The 20,157-nt window shown below is 51.5% G+C and carries 17 protein-coding genes; 7 read left to right on the top strand and 10 right to left on the bottom strand.

Annotation, left to right across the window (positions count from 1 at the left end):
• Positions 1–120: 120 nt before the first annotated feature.
• From R0134_RS06635 to R0134_RS06610, 6 genes are all read right to left on the bottom strand, one after another.
• Positions 121–957: an SPOR domain-containing protein gene (locus tag R0134_RS06635; RefSeq protein ID WP_319784018.1), complete on the bottom strand. Its 837-nt coding sequence runs from the start codon at positions 955–957 to the stop codon at positions 121–123.
• 120 nt (positions 958–1,077) lie between these two features.
• Positions 1,078–2,376 carry a bifunctional tetrahydrofolate synthase/dihydrofolate synthase gene (gene folC, locus R0134_RS06630; RefSeq protein WP_319784017.1) on the bottom strand — a complete coding sequence of 433 codons (1,299 nt, stop codon included), beginning with the start codon at positions 2,374–2,376 and terminating at the stop codon, positions 1,078–1,080.
• Positions 2,376–3,269 carry an acetyl-CoA carboxylase, carboxyltransferase subunit beta gene (accD, locus tag R0134_RS06625; RefSeq protein WP_319784016.1) on the bottom strand — a complete coding sequence of 298 codons (894 nt, stop codon included), beginning with the start codon at positions 3,267–3,269 and terminating at the stop codon, positions 2,376–2,378. The genes folC and accD overlap by 1 nt, the downstream gene beginning before the upstream one ends.
• Before the next feature lie 290 nt (positions 3,270–3,559).
• Entirely contained in the window at positions 3,560–4,354 is a 795-nt protein-coding gene (truA, locus tag R0134_RS06620; protein ID WP_319784015.1) for a tRNA pseudouridine(38-40) synthase TruA, read from the bottom strand.
• Between the two features lie 88 nt (positions 4,355–4,442).
• Positions 4,443–6,500 carry a FimV/HubP family polar landmark protein gene (locus R0134_RS06615; RefSeq protein WP_319784014.1) on the bottom strand — a complete coding sequence of 686 codons (2,058 nt, stop codon included), beginning with the start codon at positions 6,498–6,500 and terminating at the stop codon, positions 4,443–4,445.
• Between the two features lie 174 nt (positions 6,501–6,674).
• On the bottom strand, positions 6,675–7,805 hold the full coding sequence (locus R0134_RS06610; protein WP_319784013.1) for a 4-phosphoerythronate dehydrogenase: 1,131 nt from the start codon (positions 7,803–7,805) through the stop codon (positions 6,675–6,677).
• Positions 7,806–7,936: 131 nt separating this feature from the next.
• Between R0134_RS06610 and R0134_RS06605 the strand changes: the two genes are divergently transcribed.
• On the top strand, positions 7,937–8,692 hold the full coding sequence (locus R0134_RS06605) for a phosphatase PAP2 family protein (RefSeq protein WP_319784012.1): 756 nt from the start codon (positions 7,937–7,939) through the stop codon (positions 8,690–8,692).
• Between the two features lie 270 nt (positions 8,693–8,962).
• On the opposite strand, the gene R0134_RS06600 is transcribed toward R0134_RS06605, so the two are convergent.
• Both R0134_RS06600 and R0134_RS06595 read right to left on the bottom strand, forming a co-directional pair.
• Entirely contained in the window at positions 8,963–9,517 is a 555-nt protein-coding gene (locus tag R0134_RS06600; protein ID WP_319784011.1) for an NAD(P)H nitroreductase, read from the bottom strand.
• A gap of 278 nt (positions 9,518–9,795) precedes the next feature.
• Entirely contained in the window at positions 9,796–11,856 is a 2,061-nt protein-coding gene (locus R0134_RS06595) for an NADPH-dependent 2,4-dienoyl-CoA reductase (protein WP_319784010.1), read from the bottom strand.
• A gap of 235 nt (positions 11,857–12,091) precedes the next feature.
• Between R0134_RS06595 and sppA the strand changes: the two genes are divergently transcribed.
• From sppA to R0134_RS06580, 3 genes are all read left to right on the top strand, one after another.
• Positions 12,092–13,942, top strand: coding sequence for a signal peptide peptidase SppA (sppA, locus tag R0134_RS06590; protein WP_319784009.1), 1,851 nt, complete (start codon positions 12,092–12,094; stop codon positions 13,940–13,942).
• A 264-nt stretch (positions 13,943–14,206) separates the two neighbouring features.
• A complete protein-coding gene (ansA, locus tag R0134_RS06585; protein WP_319784008.1) occupies positions 14,207–15,217 on the top strand; it encodes an asparaginase in 1,011 nt (336 codons plus the stop codon).
• A 405-nt stretch (positions 15,218–15,622) separates the two neighbouring features.
• The gene (locus tag R0134_RS06580; RefSeq protein WP_319784007.1) at positions 15,623–16,180 is read left to right on the top strand and encodes a type VI secretion system-associated protein TagO; all 558 of its coding nucleotides are present in this window, start codon (positions 15,623–15,625) and stop codon (positions 16,178–16,180) included.
• A gap of 80 nt (positions 16,181–16,260) precedes the next feature.
• Here the strand turns inward: R0134_RS06580 and R0134_RS06575 are convergent, their stop codons facing one another.
• Positions 16,261–16,758, bottom strand: a complete 498-nt coding sequence (locus R0134_RS06575; protein ID WP_319784006.1) for a prolyl-tRNA synthetase associated domain-containing protein — start codon at positions 16,756–16,758, stop codon at positions 16,261–16,263.
• Positions 16,759–16,928: 170 nt separating this feature from the next.
• On the opposite strand from R0134_RS06575, the gene R0134_RS06570 reads away from it, so the two are divergent.
• Positions 16,929–17,969, top strand: a complete 1,041-nt coding sequence (locus tag R0134_RS06570) for an LLM class flavin-dependent oxidoreductase (protein WP_413641432.1) — start codon at positions 16,929–16,931, stop codon at positions 17,967–17,969.
• A gap of 175 nt (positions 17,970–18,144) precedes the next feature.
• Here the strand turns inward: R0134_RS06570 and R0134_RS06565 are convergent, their stop codons facing one another.
• Positions 18,145–18,447: a putative quinol monooxygenase gene (locus R0134_RS06565; protein WP_319784005.1), complete on the bottom strand. Its 303-nt coding sequence runs from the start codon at positions 18,445–18,447 to the stop codon at positions 18,145–18,147.
• Positions 18,448–18,547: 100 nt separating this feature from the next.
• Here R0134_RS06565 and R0134_RS06560 point away from each other — a divergent pair, with 100 nt between their 5' ends.
• Positions 18,548–18,955 (top strand): VOC family protein, encoded by a 408-nt coding sequence (locus R0134_RS06560; RefSeq protein ID WP_319784004.1) that lies wholly within the window; start codon positions 18,548–18,550, stop codon positions 18,953–18,955.
• Positions 18,956–19,078: 123 nt separating this feature from the next.
• Entirely contained in the window at positions 19,079–20,143 is a 1,065-nt protein-coding gene (locus R0134_RS06555) for a 3-deoxy-7-phosphoheptulonate synthase (protein ID WP_319784003.1), read from the top strand.
• The last annotated feature ends 14 nt before the right edge of the window (positions 20,144–20,157 follow it).

The raw sequence follows: 20,157 nt of genomic DNA, 5'->3' as shown, positions 1-20,157 counted from the left end.
CCTTCTGTAGTAAATATTTAAACTCATCCAGCTACGCTGGTCGACAGAAACAAAAAACCCGAGTCTGTGTCACAGACTCGGGTTTTATTTTTCTTGGTGCTTGGCGCTCGGCGCTGTTGGCTACTTAGGCCTTACACTGCCATTGAGGCCAGTGAGGCGCTGCAATGCGGGCAGTTGTTGGTCTAAGCTAGCCTTACTCGCAGGACCCACCCAAACGCGGTTTAGCTCGCCTTCGCGGGGGGTACTGGGCGTAGTTTGTGCGTTATAGCCCGCCGCTCTTAGCTTCTGCACTAAGGCGTTCACGTTTGCCGCATTACGAAACGCACCCAGTTGCACCACAAATTGACCTTGTGCAGCACCAGCTGGCTGTGCGGGAGCTTGAGGCGCCGCTTGTTGAGTTTGTGGCTGTGGCGTCACGACTCTGGGCTCAATTTGCTGTATTTGCCCTGCTACCAGCCGTGGCTGAGCTACTGGCTGCGGGGCAGGCTTAGTCACTGGCTGTGGCGCTGGCTGCGGGACAGGCGCAGGTTTAGGCTGCGGTGCCGGTGCCTGAACCACAGCTTGAGGTTGCGGTGCGGGTTTAGGCGCGACCGGCGGCGCTTCTTGCGTTTGCTCTATGGTCCACACTTCAGCGACCGGCTGAGCTGGCGCTGCTTGCTGTGGGGCAGATTGCTGTAAACCCGCCTGTTGTGCAGCCGCTTGCTGAGCCGCCAGTTGCTCCGCTGCCGCTGCCACTTGTTGCGCAGCTTCTGCCGCTCTACCGGCCGCTTCTGTGCCTGGGCGAGGCGGTGGAGTAATGGCTTGCAAAGGCGCATCAAGCTGCGGGCGCAGCGGTATGGTTACGGCTTCGTCAGGCACGAGCTGTTTTTTACCGCTCAGTAAGTCCGGTAAAAAAATTACCCCAATGGCCACTATGATCACGGTACCGATTAATCGCTGCTGAAACTGTGTGGCCAAAGCCCGCTCCTTCACTAAACGCCGCTACCGGCATAATTTATGGCTTGTTTGCCACCGATTTTTTTACTAACTGACTTATTTCTAACTCATGGTTTGCTAACTAATTATTTGCTGACGTTTTCATTGCCACTCTTTGCTCGCCAAAATGTCGGCAACCGTAAAAAAAGAGCCGAACGCAATAATCACATCTTGCTCATTAGCATCGATTTCTGCCGCAGCCAAAGCCTCAGCCACAGAATCAAAACAGGCACCGGCTTGCCACTGCGCTAATTCAGCCGCACTGGCGCCGCGTGGCCCCCCCAAGCTGGCTAAATACCAGCCATCAAGTTGGTCCGCTAACGGCGCTAAGCTGTGTTCAATGTCTTTATCTTTAAGCATACCTACCACGCCTAATAAACGCCCAGACTTTCTAATGCGGCTGAGTTGGCTCGCAAGATACTCAGCAGACTCAGGATTATGGGCCACATCTACCCACAACTGTGCGCTAAGTTGCTGTAAACGCCCAGTTAATTGGGCCTGCATCAAGCCGTTACGAATAGCTTGCTCGCTCAGTACAAACGGCGATAAGGCCAGCGCCGCAAGAGCGGTGGCCGCATTCATCACCGGTAGCGCAGGTGTGGGCAAATCGTCCAATGCCAAGCCTAAGCCATGAAACGACCAAGTCGTGCCGGCAACTTGCCCCTGTTTGTCTGCTAACGACCAAGTGTAGTCACGCCCAGTGCAAAACAGTGGCGTATCAAGGCTGGCCGCATGGGCCAACAACGAGGCCGGTGGATTGGCATCGCCGCACACTGCCGGTTTCGCGCGTCGAAAAATGCCGGCTTTTTCAAAACCGACACTCTCGCGGTCATCGCCTAGCCAGTCTGTGTGATCCAAAGAAATAGTGGTGACCACGGCTTGTTCAGAGGCCACCACATTAGTGGCATCTAACCGCCCGCCTAAGCCGACCTCTAATAACACCACCTTGGGTGCAGCGGCGCGAAATAGCCACAGTGCCGCCAGTGTCGTGAACTCAAAATACGTGAGTGCCGTTTCACGACCCTCATCATCAAGCCGCGCTGCTTCTACCGCTGCAAAGGCGTCACAAAAATCCGCGGCTGCAGGGCTGTTACCGTTAATGCGCACCCGCTCACGATAATCGACTAAGTGAGGCGAGGAATATACGCCCACACTCACGCCACCCGCACGCAGCATGGACTCCAGCAAGGCACAGGTGGTGCCTTTGCCATTGGTGCCACCAACGGTTATCACATGGCTTGGCAAACTGAGCAAGTTTAAGCGCTCAGCCAGCAATGACATGCGCGCTAAACCCAGCTCAATATGAGCCATATTGAGCCCTTCCAGCACCACTAACCAGTCCGCTAAGGTGCGCTGCTGCTCAAGCTTAGATACAGACTCAGGCTCAACCATGCGGCTCATTAGACTTTTACCGCCTCATGATCTAATGGCTTGCTTTCAGCAGCCTCAAGATTCATCAGTTTACCCACTAAACCGGCCACGGTATCGCGCATTTCACGACGATCCACAATCATGTCGATGGCACCGTGCTCCAGCAAGAACTCACTGCGCTGGAAGCCTTCAGGCAATTTTTCACGTACGGTTTGCTCAATTACCCGCGGGCCGGCAAAACCGATTAACGCTTTAGGCTCGCCAATATTAATGTCGCCTAGCATGGCCAAACTGGCGGACACGCCGCCCATGGTCGGGTCGGTTAATACGGAAATAAATGGCAAACCTGCTGCTGATAAACGATTTAAGGCAGCACTGGTTTTGGCCATTTGCATCAAGGAGAACAAGGCTTCTTGCATGCGCGCGCCGCCAGATGAAGAGAAGCACACCAAGGCGCGGCGATCTTCGATACAGGCATTTACCGCTTCAATAAAGCGAGCACCCACCACCGATGCCATGGATCCACCCATAAAGGAGAATTCAAAAGCACACACGGCTACAGGCAGGCCTTTTAAGGTACCCGTCATGGCAACCAGTGCGTCTTTTTCATTGCTGGCTTTTTGGGCCGCACTAATGCGGTCTTTATAGCGCTTAGAGTCTTTAAACTTCAAGATATCTTGTGGCTCAAACTCCACGCCCAATTCTACGCGGTTCTGCGCATCGAGGAATTTATCCAAGCGTAAACGCGCGCCAATGCGCATGTGGTGATTACACTTAGGGCACACTTCTAATTGGCGTTCGAGCTCGGCACGGTATAAAACTTGCTCACAGCTGCCACATTTGCTCCACACCCCTTCTGGGACGCTCTGACGACGAATACCAATGTTTTTATTCTTAGGAAGAATTTTGTCTAGCCAGCTCATGGAAATCCTTAGCTTGATTGCATCATTAATCTATAGGCTGTTGGCTTACTGTTGCCGGCGTTTCTTATTCCCAGCAACTGCCCACCATCTGATGGCGGGCATTAAACCATATATCAGCCTTTAGGTTGATAAAAAGGTGAGTAAAAAAGTTCACTTCGAAGACGGTTAGAGACGCTGTTTAGTTTTCTATACGACTCAGCTTGGCTCTCTATACCGCTCAATTGTTTTGTTCGCGTGTCACTGTACCCTTTGCCCTGAGTGTACTTGGCCTGCTACTTAAGCCCTGCGCCTTAGCGCAAGGACTCTGGTAGCCATAAGGGCCCAGCTGCAGGCTTAGGCACCTCAAAGGCATCAGGATAATCCACAGCCACCATATATAAACCGCCGGCCTTAGCCGTGTGCCCCGCCAATCTACGATCGCGCACCGCCAATACTTCACCCACCCACGCCTCGTCTGCATCACCTAAGCCCACCTTAATTAAGGTGCCGGCAATGTTACGTACCATATGGTGTACAAACGCATTGGCTTTCACATCTAACACCACGTAATGCCCATAACGCTGCACATTTAAATGCAAAATGGTGCGGTGCGGGCTGTGCGATTGGCATTGCAGGGCACGAAACGAGGTAAAGTCGTGTTCACCCACTAAACACTGGCCCGCAGCGTGCATTTTGTCTGCATCTAACTCGCCCACATAATGGCTGACGCCACTGTGCAAAATGGCAGGCCGCATATTGTGGTTATAAATAATGTAGCGATAACGGCGCGCGGTAGCACTGAAGCGCGCATGAAAATCATCAGGCATGGGCTTAGCCCAGCGCACGGCAATGTCTTTGGGTAAATTGGCATTCATGCCTAAGGTCCAAGCACTGGCTTGGCGATCCGCATGGGTGTCAAAATGCACCACTTGGCCGAGGCCATGCACGCCGGTATCGGTACGGCCCGCGCATTGTACCAACACTGGATGATTAGCAACTTTAGATAGGGCTTTTTCTACCTCAGCTTGCACACTGGTCACGTCTCGTTGCCGTTGCCAGCCAAAATACTGACTGCCGTCATACTCGATGCCAAGGGCAATGCGCATAAATTAGTTCCAAGGGGATTAAAGGGAGCGATTATACTCGTTAATCTACAAAATTGAATACCGACCCCATAAATGGGGTCGGTGAGCATCAACCGCGTTTATCGAGCCGCTGTAATAGCTTCTTCGCATCACGCTGTTGCTCAGCGTTGCCGCGTTCAAGCGCTTCATTAAGCAGGTCACGGGCGCTGTCGATATCGTCAATTTCCAGATAAGCGCGGGCCAAGTCGAGTTGGCCGCTCATGCCACCTTCATCAATATCAATGTCTACGCCCTGCCCTTGACCAATCACGCTGGCATAATCGTCTAGCTCCAGATCTAATTTACGCTCGCGATCTGGATCTGGGCCTTCGCCCCGCTCCGCATCGGCCATCAGCTCGTCGACAGACACATAAGGTTCAGGATCCGGCGCTGACTCAAGCTCAGATTCCATGTCGGCGATTGATTCAGCGGGCCAGTCGTCAACCAAACGGGCCGGCGGCTCATCCTGCTCAATTGGCGCTTGCTCCGCAACGTCTGCCGTTAGTGGGGCTGCTTCGGCAGTCGTGGGCGGATTAAATAAATCGTCCAGCTCTTCATTACTGAGCGAGTCAGTGGTGGTCGTTAATGGTATTTCGTCTTCAAAGAGCTGATCTTCAAGCGGTATATCTTTAGGTATGTCATCTTCCAACGGCTCGTCTTCGAATTCTTGATCTTCAAACTGCTCATCTTCAAACAAGGTATCTTCGAATAACGGATCTTCATCCACTTCAGGCTCAAGCTCGGGGGTTAGCTCTGGCTCAGGAATGAGTTCAGGTTCAACAACCGGCTGTGGTGCCTCGACCTCTACTTGCCGACCGGCTTCCGCTTCTTCTAATTGTTGCTGTTCTTCTAAGAAGCGCGCAAACGCATCTTCATCTATGTCTTGCTCAGCAATGGGCTCAGGGCTGGCAAAGGCATCGGCTTCATCGTCGAGACTGTCATCAGCCGTGGCAAACAAGTCGTCAAACTCATCCCGCTCATCGTCCATTATCATGCTGTTTTCAGTTAATGCTTGCTCTTGGGCGGCGAGATCGCGACGCTCACGATTGCGCCACCACAAGGTAAACAAGGCCAGCAACAACAAGGCCGGTAAGATGAGGATCAGCGCCAAGTTAATGGGGTTATTCAGCAACTCTTGTAACCAACCTTTAGGCTCGGCCTCTGGGGCCACATCTTGACTCGATCGCTCATCGGTATTGGCTTTAAGCGCGGCCACTTCGGCGCTTAATTGCGCCAAATGTTGGCGTAACGCCTGATTATTATCCGCCAAACTGGCTAACTGCTCATTAGACATGGACACCTGCTCACGCAGCTCGTCCATCAATTGCAGCTGTAGACGATTTAACGCCATATCTTCTGCTTGTTCAGGCGTGGCGGGGGTATTGTTTGCGGCGATTATCGGTGCCGCTTTGGGCGCAGTTAAGCCATTGGTCGCCGCCTTAGGCTCAGTTAAGCCATTAGCAGCAGGCGTGGGCTCAGTCACCGGAGGCCGCGCGGCCGTGGGTGCCGCCGTGTTAGTACTGGCTATCGGTTGCGCTGCTGGCTGAACTGTCGGTTTAGGTGCTGGTTTAGGCGTCACAGAGCTAACTTGTGCCACGGCAACTTGAGGTCTGGCTGGTGCTGTAGCCCCTTGCACGACGCGGCGATTGCCTTGGCGCGTTAAACGGCTAAATTCTGTTTGCGCTTCGCCGGCCGAACGCTGGCGTGCTTGACTCGCGGTGGGCAGACGTAATTGCACGCCGCGCTGTAAGTTATTGATATTACCACGCACAAAGGCGCGCGGATTAAGGTGATACAAGGCCACCATGGTTTGCTGCACCGTTACCGGCGAGCGCGTATATTTTTCGGCTATGGTCCACAGCGTATCTGTACTGCGCACCGGCCCATATTGGCCCGCCGCTGTGGCAGCCGGGGCGGGTATAGTGCCAATTTGTTGAATAGGGCGAGTTTGCTGAGCCGGGCTGGCTTGTGGTACGGCGGCAGGACGATCCGGCTCACGGGTTTGCGCGCTGTCTGCAGACTCAGGCCCGCGCAGCTCAATATAAAAGTCGCCTTGAGCCAACACGGCGCTACTGGCTACCCAAGCCGCCAAGCCAACACCAAGATAGGGTTTAAGTCGTTTTATCACGTTTATTATGTCCTTTGTCCTGACGCTGTGCCCGCACCTTTAAGGGTCATCATGGCCTACGTATATTAACGAGTGTAGAAAAAACAGTGCCAAGAGGAACAGAGCCTCAGCCATTTACTGCTTGAATGCTCAAGCTTACGCGATCCGCTAACGATTTTTATACTTTAGAGGCGTTTATACTTTAAAACCTAATCCCTGCGCCTGTGCCGTGTCTGCGGTTTTAGAATCTGAGACTAATTGTAATGAGGCCAACTCACGGCGCTCCGGATACTGCTTACGCAAGCGGTCAAAAAAGCCGGGCTGACCGAGGGCTGACCGAAATGCCGCGTCATCTACGCTAATGTCGTATACCAGCCCCACCAAACGCGCCAGCAAAGACTGATCCAAGCAGGCTGCTAGCTCAACGCGTGTAAACGCGGGTACTGGCAGTAATTGCGACAACGAATGTGTCGGCGTTAACTGTTCAAGCTCAGCCAAGGCCTGATATAAGGCAAAAGTACCCCGCGCCTTGCCCTCTAAGCTGTAACCGGCGATATGTGGCGTGGCCAACAACACATGAGGCACTAAAGGCGCCAGTACGTTTGGCTCATCTTCCCACACATCCATCACCAGCGTTAATGGCGCATTACTCAGCTGGCGAGTTAACAGCGCAGCATTATCCCACACTTCGCCGCGACATGCGTTAATCAGCACTTGCTCGCCCTTAAGCTCGGCAATGTGGGTTTTATCTAACAGGTGCCAAGTGGGATGCGCACCACCACGGGTGATCGGCACATGAAAACTGACGATGTCGGCGGTGAGTGCTTGATTCAAATCGACAAAATCTGTCGGACTGCTTTGAGCACAGCGCAGCGCTTTAAATGGGTCGCACAACAGCACTTTCATACCCAGCGCTCTCGCTCGCTGTACTACTTGCGAGCCAGTATTGCCCACGCCCACCACCGCCAGCGTTTTATCTTTAAGCTGCCAGTTTTTATGCGCCGCCACTTTGAGTAAGGCGGCCAACACATAATCGCCCACCGCCACCTTGTTACAGCCCGGCGCACTGGCAAAGGCAATGCCGCGCTCCGTCAAGAATTCAGTGTCTATATGGTCACAACCGATAGTAGCGGTGCCCACAAAGCGCAGTCGATTCGCTTTGGCCAGCAGCGCCTTTTTTACCTGCGTAATGGAGCGCACTAACAACACGTCCACATCGATTAACTGTTCAGGGCTCAAGTCTCGACCTGGGCAGGTAGTAATGTCTGCCCAATCACCAAACAATTCTTGCACATAAGGCATATTCTCATCGGCAAGCAATTTCATAGACGTCCTCTTCGGTGACGGGGTGTTTTCTCGGTATTTTAGCCGTTAATGAAATAAGTTTCAGCTATCATTGCCCCGCGGTTTTGTTAGTATCGCCGAACCTTCTTAATCTTTTTCGTAGTAATCACTTTATGAATCCCCGCTTATTACTTTTGGTACCGCTGCTATTAATCTTGCCAGTGGCTATCGCTAGTCTCGGTTATCAATGGCACTGGCATTGGTTTCCGTTACTCGACTTAGATGAAGCTCCGGCTTTGTTAGCCTACCTGATGACTTTATCCCTCGATAAAATTGGCATTGCCATTATTTTGTGCGCCTTAAGCGTGGTGGCGTTATACGGCTGGCGCCCACGATCTGGGCAATATGTGGTGTTCTTTTTTTGCTTAATGGCCGCCCTCGGCAGTGCCTTCGTCACTAAATCTGTGGCTAAGCAATACTTTAAAGAGCCACGACCCTATGTGATTTGGTTAGCCGAACAAGGCCGCTTGACCGACAGCAAGAGTTTTTATGCCCTGTTACCTTTAACGCGTGAACAGTGGCTGTCCGACAGTTTGAGTGACTTTTCAGAAGAAGAAATACCTAATTGGTTGAAATTACACTGGCAAGATGAAATCAGTTACTCCTTTCCCTCTGGTCATTCCATTGCCGCCATGACCATTGCCAGCTTTTATTGCCTGCTCTTCGCCTATCGCCGCCGCTCTCGGTGGTTAATTGCCGGTTTAAGCGTGTGGGCGGTGGGTGTATGCTATTCGCGCTTGCTGTTAGGTTTGCATTGGCCCATCGATATCTTGGCCAGCAGCCTATTAGGCGTACTGTTTGGCATGACGGGAGCCTACGCTTTTATCTATTGGGATAAGCGGGAACTGACAGCAGTAAGCCATAAGTAAGAAAAAGCCCTGTGAAGAGCGAAGAGGACGACAGAGCACCAAACCCTGAACCTATTTTTGCCACGGAATACACGGAAGTAGAGCGACAAGATAAGAGTGAAAAATCACATCTTTTTTGGAAGCCCTCAACCATCAGCTAAGTTGATTGCTCTCACGAGTTTTTTCAGTGAATGCTGTGTATTCCGTGGCGAAGAAATCTTTAGTCTTTAAGATCTCATCTCAGTGTTATGTTTACCCCTTAACCATTTACTTTTCACCCTTCACAATTAATTACTGGCCAAAATAACGCACAAAGGGCGCTGTTTCGCGCTCAGGTACCTTACGCACCGCCACTTGCGGCGTGCCTAAGTATAAGAAGCCGACAATTTGGTCTTGCTCGCTCAACCCCAGCGCCGTATGTACGCCGCGATCAAAAGCAAACCAGCCAGTGCGCCACACACCATTAAAGCCCGTAGCCTGGGCCGCCATTTGCATGGCCATAAGCGCACAGCCCGCCGACAAGTGTTGCTCTAACGCCGGCACCTTATCGTGGGGTTTCACTTTGGCCACCACGGTAATCACCATGGGTGCGCGCAGTGGCGCTTGGCGGGCATTGTCGATGGTGTCTGCATCTTCGCCCTTGGCTTGAGTGGCGGCGGCTAAAATCTCGCCCAACAAGGCACGTTGCTCGCCCTCAAACACGATAAATTCCCAGGGTGTTAAACCCGCATGATCCGGCGCGCGAAGGCCCGCCTTAAATATGTTTTCTAACTGCTCACCTGCCGGCGCGGGTGCATTCAAGCGTGGATTAGAGTGGCGGTTTAATAGCAGTTGCAAAGCATCCATGTGTACACCTTTTGAAATTTAAGCAAAATTATTGAAGGCAATACCATAACAGCGCCGAGCACCGAGCGCCAAGCACTCAGCAAAACACCGCCCCTTGTAGCCGCCATATTTAACAAAGAGTATTCGACTTGGTGTCTTATGTAGCCGCCCGTCTCTTTGGTAAAGAGGACTTCGGCGGGCCAGCATAGCTGGCGGGTTTAAAGATTTACGCCTGCGGCGTAATGCGCGAATAAATTTACGCCTACAAAAGACAACACAAAAATTAATGCTAGCCGCACTTAAATCACCAACGCCAACTCCATGCCTTGGCGAATGGCGCGTTTGGCATCTAGCTCTACGGCGACGTCTGCGCCACCTATGATATGCACCTTTTTACCCAGCGCCTCAAGCGGACCTAATAGCTCACGATTAGACTGCTGACCGGCACAAATAATCACATTATCTACCGGTAAACACAGTACTTGGCCATCGCGCTCTATATGCAAGCCCGTATCGTCGATGCGCAGATAGTTAACGCCTGCCCACACATGCACGCCGTGGTGCCGTAAGCTGGCTCTGTGGATCCAACCGGTGGTTTTGCCCAAACCTTTGCCCGGTTTATCTGCCTTGCGTTGTAATAACCAGACTTCACGGCTGGGGGTAATAGTGTGCGGTGCCATTAAGCCGCCTGCATTACGATAATCGGTATCTATACCCCACTCGGCCAGCCATTGCGGCAAACCTTGTGATTGCTCTTGCTTTTGCTCGTATGCTGGCTTGGCCACTAAAAACTCCGCCACATCAAAGCCAATGCCGCCGGCGCCAATAATGGCCACTTTTTCACCTAAAATCTTTTTTCCTACCACCGTATCGCCTACAGCAGCCTGGCTCCATAACACATCCAAATAGCTCAACACCTTAGGGTGCTCAATGCCTTCAATATTGGGCGTGCGCGGCACTATGCCGGCGGCCAAGATCACTTCATCAAAGTCGGTTAAATCTTTAGCCTCTGCCGCGCAATTTAGCCGCAACTCCACGCCCGCTTGAGCTAGTCGATGGCGAAAATAGCGCAGCGTTTCGCCAAATTCTTCTTTACCGGGGATTTGTTTGGCGTAATTAAACTGGCCGCCAATCTCAGTCCCTCGCTCAAACAAGGTCACCTGATGGCCACGCTCAGCGGCTTGGCAAGCAAAGCTTAAGCCCGCCATGCCCGCCCCCACTACCGCTAAGCGCTTGGCCGCAGGAGTAGGCGTGACCACCAACTCGGTTTCATAACAGGCTCTGGGGTTCACTAAGCAAGTGGCGCGTTTTTGGGCAAATACATGGTCTAAACAGGCCTGATTACAGGCAATACAGGTATTAATCAGCTCGCTTTGGTTTACGGCTGCTTTGTTAACAAACTCAGCATCCGCTAAAAAAGGCCGCGCCATACACACTAAGTCTGCTTGGCCGGAGGACAAAATATGCTCAGCCACCTCTGGTGTATTAATACGGTTCGTGGCCACCACAGGCACGCTAAGCGATTGCTTCACCCGCTCGGTCACCCAACTAAAGGCGCCGCGTGGCACGCTAGTGGCAATGGTGGGAATGCGCGATTCATGCCAACCAATGCCGGTATTAATAATGGTCACGCCGGCTTTTTCTAGGGCTTGGCCCAGCATTATCACTTCATCCAACGTAGAGCCGTTTTCCACTAAATCCAGCATCGATAGACGAAAGATAATAATAAACCGCTCCCCCACCTTGGCTCGCACTGCGCGCACTATCTCAAGGGCAAACCGCTGGCGACCTTCGTTGTCGCCGCCCCAAACATCAGGGCGCTGGTTGGTTCGGTTACAAATAAATTGGTTAATCAGATAACCTTCAGAGCCCATGATCTCCACGCCATCGTAGCCGGCTTGTTGAGCCAATTTAGCAGTGTGAGCAAAGTCTTTAATGCAGCCGCGAATTTGGCGTTCACTCATGGCACTGGGCGCAAACGGGGTAATGGGAGAAGCGACGGCGCTGGGTGCCACCGAAAACGGATGAAAAGCATAGCGCCCCGCATGCAAGATTTGCAGCGCAATTTTACCGCCCGCTTCCTGTACCGCTTGCGTTAATAGGCGGTGGCGTTTCACTTGCCAGCTAAAACTGAGTTGGCTGGCTTTAGGCGCTAAGCGGCCACGAAAATTAGGCGCAATGCCGCCGGTAATAATGAGCCCTACGCCGCCTTGGGCTCGTTCCCGATAAAATGCCGCCAACTTTTGAAAACCGCCCTTTTCTTCTTCAAGACCGGTGTGCATTGAGCCCATGATCACGCGATTTTTTAGGCGAGTAAAACCTAACTCTAAGGGAGCTAATAAATGGGGATACTGACTCATGCGGCCTCCGCTGCTAGCACCGATTTGGCTCTTTGAGGCTAATGCATCGCCGCGCGCCTTTCAAACATTTGTTTTAAATGAGCCATAAACGTCAAAATAGCGCCTGACTCTCAGAGCTATTGCCAATTCGCGGCGCTTTTAGTACGTACGTAGTGCGTGCGTTTGTGCATAGTATTGTGGCGCTGCAGCCGTCATAATGGTTGAAATTAAATAACATTCCGTTTAGGGCATTATTATGTGGGCTAAAATTAAATGGCTGTTCCGAGCACTGGTCAAAGTGTTCAATGTGATCCGAGTACTGATTACCACCTTATTACTGTTAATCATCGTCAGCTTTGGATTCATACTGTTTGGCTCCGATGAAAACACTCAGCCCTTACCCGATAAAGCCGCGCTAACACTTGCCTTATCCGGACCTGTGCTAGAGCAAGAAGCCCAAGCCTCTCCTAAACGTATGGCTGAAAAATGGCTGTCTGGCGATAACACTCCCCCGCCCATGACCTTAAGCCAAATTAAAACCGCGCTCGATATGGCCCGCACCGACGACCGCATCCAAGCACTGGTGCTGCAATTACAAAATATGACGGAGTCGAGCATTACAAAACTCGATGAAGTCGGTGCGGCCATACAAAAATTTAAAACCTCCGGCAAAACCGTATATGCCCTTGGTGATTACTACACTCAAGGTCAATATTATTTAGCCGCCCATGCGGATGAGATTTTACTTAATCCCGCCGGTGGTGTGTCTATTCAAGGCTTAGGTGTCTATCGCCTGCATTACAAGTCCGCCTTTGAGCGCTTTAATATTACCCCCCATGTATTTCGCGTTGGCACTTATAAGTCGTTTGTTGAGCCTTATATTCGTGATGATATGTCGGAAGAAAGCCGCGAAGACACCCAATTATGGCTCGGCCAGCTATGGCAGCATTATCAAGATAATATCGCCAAGCTGCGTAATATTCCCACCGATCACATTAGCCCTACCAAAGAGCAAATGCTGAGCCGCTTCGCCAAGGTTAACGGCGATCCTGCACAATATGCACTTGAGCAAGGTTTGGTCGACCGCTTAGCCACCCGCTCCGACATGCTGCAAACCGTGGCCGAGCAAGTGGGTTGGAACAAGCAAACCAATCAATATATGAGCTTAGACGTGCTCAGCTATTTGAATCATCACCAGATCTCGACCAAACAAACCGCGAGCACCATTCCTGCGGTGGGCATTATCACCGCCAGCGGCGCCATTATGTCTGCGGAGACTGCCACGCCCAATAGCATTAATGATGAGCATTTAACTCAGCTCATTAATGAAGCGCGCTTAGACGACCAAATTAAGGCCTTAGTGCTGCGCATAGACAGCCCAGGTGGCAGCGCCTTTGCCGCGGAGCAAATTCGCAGCTCCCTGCTTAACTTTAAAGCAAGCGGTAAACCGCTGGTTATTTCTATGGGCAGCACAGCCGCGTCTGGAGGCTATTGGATAGCGGCGGACGCCGACAAAATTTACGCCTCGCCCACCACGCTGACCGGCTCCATTGGCGTATTTGGCTTATTTTTAACCTTTGAAGAAGCACTGCAAAAAGTGGGCCTGAATACCGACGGTGTGGGCACCACCGACTTTGTGGGCGCGGGCATCACCACCGGCTTGCCGGATCACGTGAAAGACATGATTCAAATGAGCGTTGAGCATACTTATGGCCAGTTTGTCAGCATAGTGGCCAAGGGTCGGGATATGCAGCCAGCCGAAGTTGAGCGCGTCGCCCAAGGCCACGTGTGGACCGGCCAAATGGCCTTAGAGCTCGGCTTAGTAGATGAGCTCGGTAGTATAGACGATGCGCTAGTGGGGGCCGCATTACTGGCTAACTTAGGCGAGTTTGACGTTAAGCCGGTGAAGCTACCCATGTCTGCGAAAGACAAGTTACTGGCGCAATTTATGGGTGATTCCACCGTTCTTAGCGACATCGCCATGGCCGCCCTGCCGCAAGCGTTGCGCCCAGCAGCCCTGCTTGTACAACAAGAAGTCAGCAGCTTAGGGCAATTTAGCGATGTGCGCGGTCAGTATGTATTGTGCGTGCCGTGTCAGGGATTCTAAGCGTGAGGTGCGAGTCGTAATGGGTGAAGGGTTTAGGGTGAAGAGAACGAGATAAACCCTCACCCTAAACCTATTTACGAGCAGCACGGAAACAGAAATCAAATCTAACAGGGATGTTATTGATAAGGGCTGAAACATGTCTATTTTTAAGGCTTGTTTCGTCCTCTTCATCCTTGACTGTTTTCATCGCTCTTCGCTCGTGTTCTTCCGTGCTTATAATAAATAGTCGTGGCAGAAAAGCCTTTAGTCTTGAGGTAAACGTTAATGGCGAAAAAGAACATCTATATCGCCTACACTGGCGGTACTATTGGCATGCAACAATCCCCTAGAGGCTATGCGCCGGTGGCGGGTTTTATGGCCAAGCGCTTGGCTGCTATGCCCGAGTTTCATTATCAAGAAATGCCGGCCTTTCATGTGCACGAATACCAGCCACTGATGGACTCCGCCGACATGACTCCCGCCGATTGGCAACACATTGCTGACGACATTCAAACCAACTATCAAGATTACGACGGCTTCGTGGTGTTACATGGCACAGATACCATGGCCTTCACCGCCTCTGCGCTGTCTTTTATGCTCGAAGACTTGGATAAACCGGTGATCGTAACGGGCTCACAAATTCCGCTGGTGAAGCTCAGAACAGACGGTCGCCCTAACTTATTAAATGCACTCTATATAGCGGCACACTTTCCCATTAACGAAGTGGGATTATTTTTTAATAACCGCTTATACCGCGGCAATCGCGCCAGCAAAGAGCATGCAGACGGCTTTGAGGCTTTTGACTCCCCCAACTTCCCGCCCTTACTTAACGCCGGTATTAATATCAGCTTAGAGGCCGGAAAACTGGGCCAAGCCGGCGGCAAACCTCTGACCGTGAGCGCGATCACCCACCAACCCATCACTATGGTTACCTTGTATCCGGGCATCAGCCCGCAAGTGCTGGCCAACCAATTGCAGCCGCCGGTAAAAGCGCTGCTGCTGTTGTCTTACGGCGTGGGCAATGCCCCCCAAAATCCCGCCATGCTCAAGTTATTGTCCGAAGCTAGCGCGCGCGGCGTGATTATTGTTAACCTTACTCAGTGCCAGCGCGGCAGCGTGAATATGCACGAGTATGCCCCTGGCCGAGCACTGGCAGCCGCCGGTGTGGTGTCCGGTTTTGATATGACCACAGAAGCCGCCCTCACCAAGCTGCATTATTTACTCAGTAAAAACCTCACGCCTGATGAAGTACGCAGCCTAATGGGTAAAAACTTACGAGGGGAATTAACGAGATAAGGCCAACCCTATTTTGCAACGGAAGAACGCAGAATACACGGAAAAACAGTGCGCAGTTCTGAAAAAACATTATGGGTAAAATCAGGATTAGAGCGCGCGGTTAAGCCGTCATCCTGACGTACGTCAGGATCTCAGGTTGAGTTTTGTAGGCGAACACTTGTTCTCGCATTACGCCGCAGGCGTAAATAAGGGCCTTGTAGGCAGCGTTAAGTTTAAAGCCGTAAGCTGCTCGGCGCTAAGTTGCATTATGTGCTGCGGTTATTCTTGCTTGTCAGGTGTGATGCTGTGACGATTAGACAGAAGTGATACTCTTAAATTCTAAACTGCTGAATTTTAACGAAAAGGAGTCACATAGTGAAAAAACTAATATTGACCGCGCTAGCACTCACCATATCAGCGCCAGCAATGGCCCAGCAAATACCCTCAAGCGCCATTGAGCAGTGCGCAGTGATTGAAAGCAATCTCGCCCGACTCAAATGCTATGACCAACTAGCCAAGACGCACAACCTTAGCGGCTCGCACCCAGATCAAGCTCAAATGGGCGGCATAGGACAATGGACGGTTGAGAAAAAAACAGACCCTATTGACGACACAAAAACGGTCAATATATTTTTGATAGCAGACTCTGGCAACTCTCGATTTGGCAAACCCATCATGTTGGTGGCACGCTGCGATTCAGAAAAAACAGAAATGTTCATAGACTGGCAAATATACCTAGGCAGCGAAGCCAAGGTAACGCTTAGAATCGGCGACGATGATGCAAAAAAATCAAAGTGGACCCTCTCCTCTGATAGACAAAAGTCGTTTAACAAGTCACCCATCAACACCCTAAAAGCCATGCTAACGACGGATAAAATGGTGGCTCAGATCACGCCTTTTAATCAAAAACCCTCTACCGCCGTTTTTAATATTGCAGGGTTAGACGAAGCCATTAAACCGTTGCGAGAAGCCTGTGTCTGGTAGGTACGTGTCTGGTAGGTAAACATGAAGCCGCTCAACACGCTCCCAGCTGAGCCGGGAGCGAGAGCTCGTTAAACTTAACGCTATCGCTCGTCTCTTTCTGGCACCTCAATCCACTGCGGCGTGTGGCCGGTTTGCGCGGCAAAGTGCGCGAGATCGGTTTTACTGAGCAAAACGGTAGCGGTGTTGCGCAGTGGATGACAATGAAAGTCATCGCCTTCAACCAAGTCATTATCTAACCACAGCTCTACGTCTTGATTACCCGCATCGTTCACTAAGGCCAGCACAGACACATGGCCCGGCTCCACGCCTAAATACTTGTCTAGACGTTCAGCGGAAGCAAAGCCAATGCGCGACCAACCCAGCTGCTTTGATAACGCTTTTAAGTCTACTTGCTTATGCGGTGTGGTTAATAAAAGCGCATGACGACGACCGTAATTATCGCGTAAAAATAGATTTTTAAGGCGAGTACCCGGGCGTTCCAGTAACAGATTATCCGCTTCATCGCAGGTAAATAAAGGTGGGTGTTCAATCAAGGGTGGCGTTATCTGCCAACTCGCTAACTGCGCTAGTATATCCATGGTTTTTATTCTCTTTAAAATCAGCAAGACCGTATATTAGATGCACCTTACTTTATACCAGCAGTATATTAGACAATCAATATTGGCCAAGTGCAGTCAAACATGTTGTTATCTAACATGTAGCTATCTTAACATCGACTATCACCAATAAGCACAAACACGAGGCTAGCATGTCATCTACTGAGTCTTTACCCACCCCGTCTTTACTCTCTGGTACATCTTTACTTTCTGGTATCAAGTTATCCATGTTGGATTTAGTGCCCACCCGCACAGGATACAGCACCGCAGACGCCATTCGTGAATCGGTGGCGGTGGCGCAACATGTGGAGCAACTGGGTTTTGAGCGCTTTTGGCTGGCCGAACATCATAATATTGAAGGTATTGCCAGCTCTGCCACTGCGGTATTAATCGGCCATATTGCCGGTCATACCCAGAGTATTCGAGTCGGCTCAGGCGGCATCATGTTGCCCAACCATCCGCCGTTAGTGGTGGCCGAACAGTTTGGCACCTTGGCCACTATGTATCCAGATCGCATCGACTTAGGCCTAGGCCGAGCACCGGGCAGTGATCAAGCCACCATGCGCGCCCTACACCGCCGCCCCGAAGATGCAGAAGACTTTCCTCAGCAAGTCGAACAACTGCAGCAATTATTGGGGCCCATGCAGCACGGTCAAAAGCTCAAAGCCATTCCCGGTGCCGACACCAATGTGCCCATTTGGCTACTGGGTTCGAGCTTGTTTAGCGCCCAACTGGCCGCACAAATGGGCCTGCCCTATGCCTTTGCTTCCCACTTTGCACCGCGCATGATGCTTGAAGCTGTGAACTTGTATAAAAACAACTTCCGCCCTTCTGCTACATTGGCCGAGCCGTATGTGATTATTGGCGTACCGGTAGTGGTGGCCGACACCGAGCAAGAAGCCCAGCTGTTAGCCACTTCCGGTCAGCAGAAAATTTTGGCGCTGTTTAGAGGCCAGTCTTTAAGCTTGGTGCCGCCGGTCACTAGCATGGACGGCCATTGGTTGCCCCATGAGCAACAAGGCGTAGAGCAGTTTTTATCTGCCGCCGCCATCGGTGCGCCAGAACAAGTTAAAGCTAAACTTAACGCTCTATTAGCCCAAACCGGCGCCAACGAGCTAATGGTAGTAACAGATGTCTACGAGCAAAACGCCCGTCACCACAGTCTAAGCCTGCTGGCGGAATTAGTTAAGTGAAGTAACCAAACCTACAAGCTTGGTAATTTGTAGAAGCCGCGACCGCTGGCTGGTGGCGCGAAGCGGCACTTAAATTTAATTTCGGTTTGGTTTTCGGCGCAACCTTTTAAGACGTTTTGCTATGCAAAACCGGCCGGCTCAAGCGGCCTCTACATTAAACGTCCTCACCACTTACCTAGCGCTTTGGATTTACCGCTAGTACATCGGCGCGGATCACAGATTGCTCGGCAATGAGGTCGGTGACCACGGCGCGGCTGGCTTTGTAATGCGGAGTGAGCTTGTGCTCGGCGAGTGCGGCTTCGTCTTGATAGATTTCATACAGCCAAAACAGCTCAGGATCTTCTCGGTCTTGCAGCACATCAAAGGTATGACAGCCGGGTTCGTCACGCACTGAGGCGGCGGCGTTGGGTAACATGGCAGCTAAGAATTCATCGGTTTTGCCCGGCTTCAGCTTGGTTTTGACAATAATTGAATACATTGTAAACTCCGTTCGGTGATTTAATTTCAACAAATAGTACACAAACCTTCCCGTAATAGACAAGTCAGCCATCATAAGCTGACTCACAAGGAGCCCCGCCATGGAAAGACCCAGCCCTTTTAACGGCATGCGTCATATCGCTTTCACCATGCCCAATCTCGAAGAGTGTGAGCGTTTTTATACCGACATTATGGGCATGCAGCTGCTGCGCCGCGCCCACGCAGACTTGGTATACCTCACCTGTGGTAACGATAACTTATCTTTAGGCCGTTCAGACGTGCCCGCCAGTGGTGTGCAGAGCTTGGATCATTTTGGCTTTATCGTCGACACCAAAGAGCAGCTGGAGCAGTGGTTTTTGTATCTAAAAAGCCAAGGCGTGACCATGCTGGACCGCCCCCACGACCACGGTGATGGCGCGCGCAGCTTCCACATTACGGATCCTGCAGGTAACGTTATCCAGCCAATTTATCACCCTGATATTTCCGGCCAGCGCTTTACTAACCCTTAATGGGATAGAGACTTGAGGTCAACAAGACCTTAATTTTTGCAAAGCCGTGGTGTAACGCACCGCGGCTTTGCGTTATGTTAAGAACATAGTGCTTACGCACCCCACTTTGCAGCAGAGCAGACTATGTCCTTACCTACTCCTTTACCTAATGCCTCCGTGACCGATGAGCTAAGAAGCCAAGCGTTAGCAACCCTCATCACCCCACAACAGCTCAATCAAGCCTGCCCGCTAACCGACGCCATGGCACAAACGGTGCTTAATGCCCGCACGGAAATCGCCGCCATTTTAACCGGTGATAGCGCTAAGCTGCTGGTGATCATTGGCCCATGCTCTATTCACGACCCCGCGGCCGGCCTCGCCTATGCCCAAAAATTGGCGCCCTTGCGCGAACGCTACGCCGATAAATTATGCATAGTGATGCGCACCTACTTTGAAAAGCCGCGCACCATAGTGGGCTGGAAAGGCCTGATCAACGATCCACATCTTAATGGCAGCTTTGATGTTAATGCCGGCCTTAAACTGGCGCGCCAGCTATTGTGCGACATTAACGCGCTGGGGCTGCCCGCTGCCACCGAGTTTTTAGATATGGTGACCGGCCAGTATATTGCCGACTTAATAAGCTGGGGCGCCATTGGCGCGCGCACTACCGAATCGCAGATACACCGCGAAATGGCGTCTGCTTTATCCTGCCCGGTAGGATTTAAAAACGGCACTGACGGTAATATTCAAATTGCCTTAGATGCGGTGCGCGCCGCCAGTCACCGGCATATTTTTTATTCTCCCGATAAAAACGGCCAAATGACCATTTATCAAACCGCCGGTAACCCTTTTGGCCATGTAATTTTACGCGGTGGAAAAACGCCTAATTATGATGCAGCAAGCTTAGCCCACGCGGCACAAGCGCTCACCAACATCGATAAACCGGCGCGCTTGGTGGTGGATGTAAGCCATGGTAACAGCCTAAAGCAGCATCAGCGCCAGCTGTTAGTAGTGGACGATATTTGCCAGCAATTACGCGCGGGTAGCCGTCATATTGCCGGTATCATGGTGGAAAGTTTTATCGAAGCCGGCCAACAAGCCGTGGTTAAGGGTAAAGCGCCGATGTTTGGTCAAAGTATTACCGACGCCTGCCTCGGCTGGTCTGATACGCAACTGCTGCTGGCCAAACTGTATGAAACGATGGAATAGCACAGCGGCAGACT

This window comes from Oceanisphaera sp. IT1-181 (assembly GCF_033807535.1).
Lineage (GTDB): Bacteria > Pseudomonadota > Gammaproteobacteria > Enterobacterales > Aeromonadaceae > Oceanimonas.
This window is presented reverse-complemented; position numbering and strand designations above follow the sequence as displayed.

Bases quoted from the DNA above. Each gene is read 5' to 3' on its own strand.
- folC (WP_319784017.1), bottom strand. From the start codon at position 2,376: ATGAGCCGCATGGTTGAGCCTGAGTCTGTATCTAAGCTTGAGCAGCAG.
- accD (WP_319784016.1), bottom strand. From the start codon at position 3,269: ATGAGCTGGCTAGACAAAATTCTTCCTAAGAATAAAAACATTGGTATT.
- truA (WP_319784015.1), bottom strand. From the start codon at position 4,354: ATGCGCATTGCCCTTGGCATCGAGTATGACGGCAGTCAGTATTTTGGC.
- R0134_RS06610 (WP_319784013.1), bottom strand. From the start codon at position 7,805: ATGAAATTGCTTGCCGATGAGAATATGCCTTATGTGCAAGAATTGTTT.
- R0134_RS06605 (WP_319784012.1), top strand. From the start codon at position 7,937: ATGAATCCCCGCTTATTACTTTTGGTACCGCTGCTATTAATCTTGCCA.
- R0134_RS06600 (WP_319784011.1), bottom strand. From the start codon at position 9,517: ATGGATGCTTTGCAACTGCTATTAAACCGCCACTCTAATCCACGCTTG.
- R0134_RS06595 (WP_319784010.1), bottom strand. From the start codon at position 11,856: ATGAGTCAGTATCCCCATTTATTAGCTCCCTTAGAGTTAGGTTTTACT.
- sppA (WP_319784009.1), top strand. From the start codon at position 12,092: ATGTGGGCTAAAATTAAATGGCTGTTCCGAGCACTGGTCAAAGTGTTC.
- ansA (WP_319784008.1), top strand. From the start codon at position 14,207: ATGGCGAAAAAGAACATCTATATCGCCTACACTGGCGGTACTATTGGC.
- R0134_RS06580 (WP_319784007.1), top strand. From the start codon at position 15,623: ATGGCCCAGCAAATACCCTCAAGCGCCATTGAGCAGTGCGCAGTGATT.
- R0134_RS06575 (WP_319784006.1), bottom strand. From the start codon at position 16,758: ATGGATATACTAGCGCAGTTAGCGAGTTGGCAGATAACGCCACCCTTG.
- R0134_RS06570 (WP_413641432.1), top strand. From the start codon at position 16,929: ATGTCATCTACTGAGTCTTTACCCACCCCGTCTTTACTCTCTGGTACA.
- R0134_RS06565 (WP_319784005.1), bottom strand. From the start codon at position 18,447: ATGTATTCAATTATTGTCAAAACCAAGCTGAAGCCGGGCAAAACCGAT.
- R0134_RS06560 (WP_319784004.1), top strand. From the start codon at position 18,548: ATGGAAAGACCCAGCCCTTTTAACGGCATGCGTCATATCGCTTTCACC.
- R0134_RS06555 (WP_319784003.1), top strand. From the start codon at position 19,079: ATGTCCTTACCTACTCCTTTACCTAATGCCTCCGTGACCGATGAGCTA.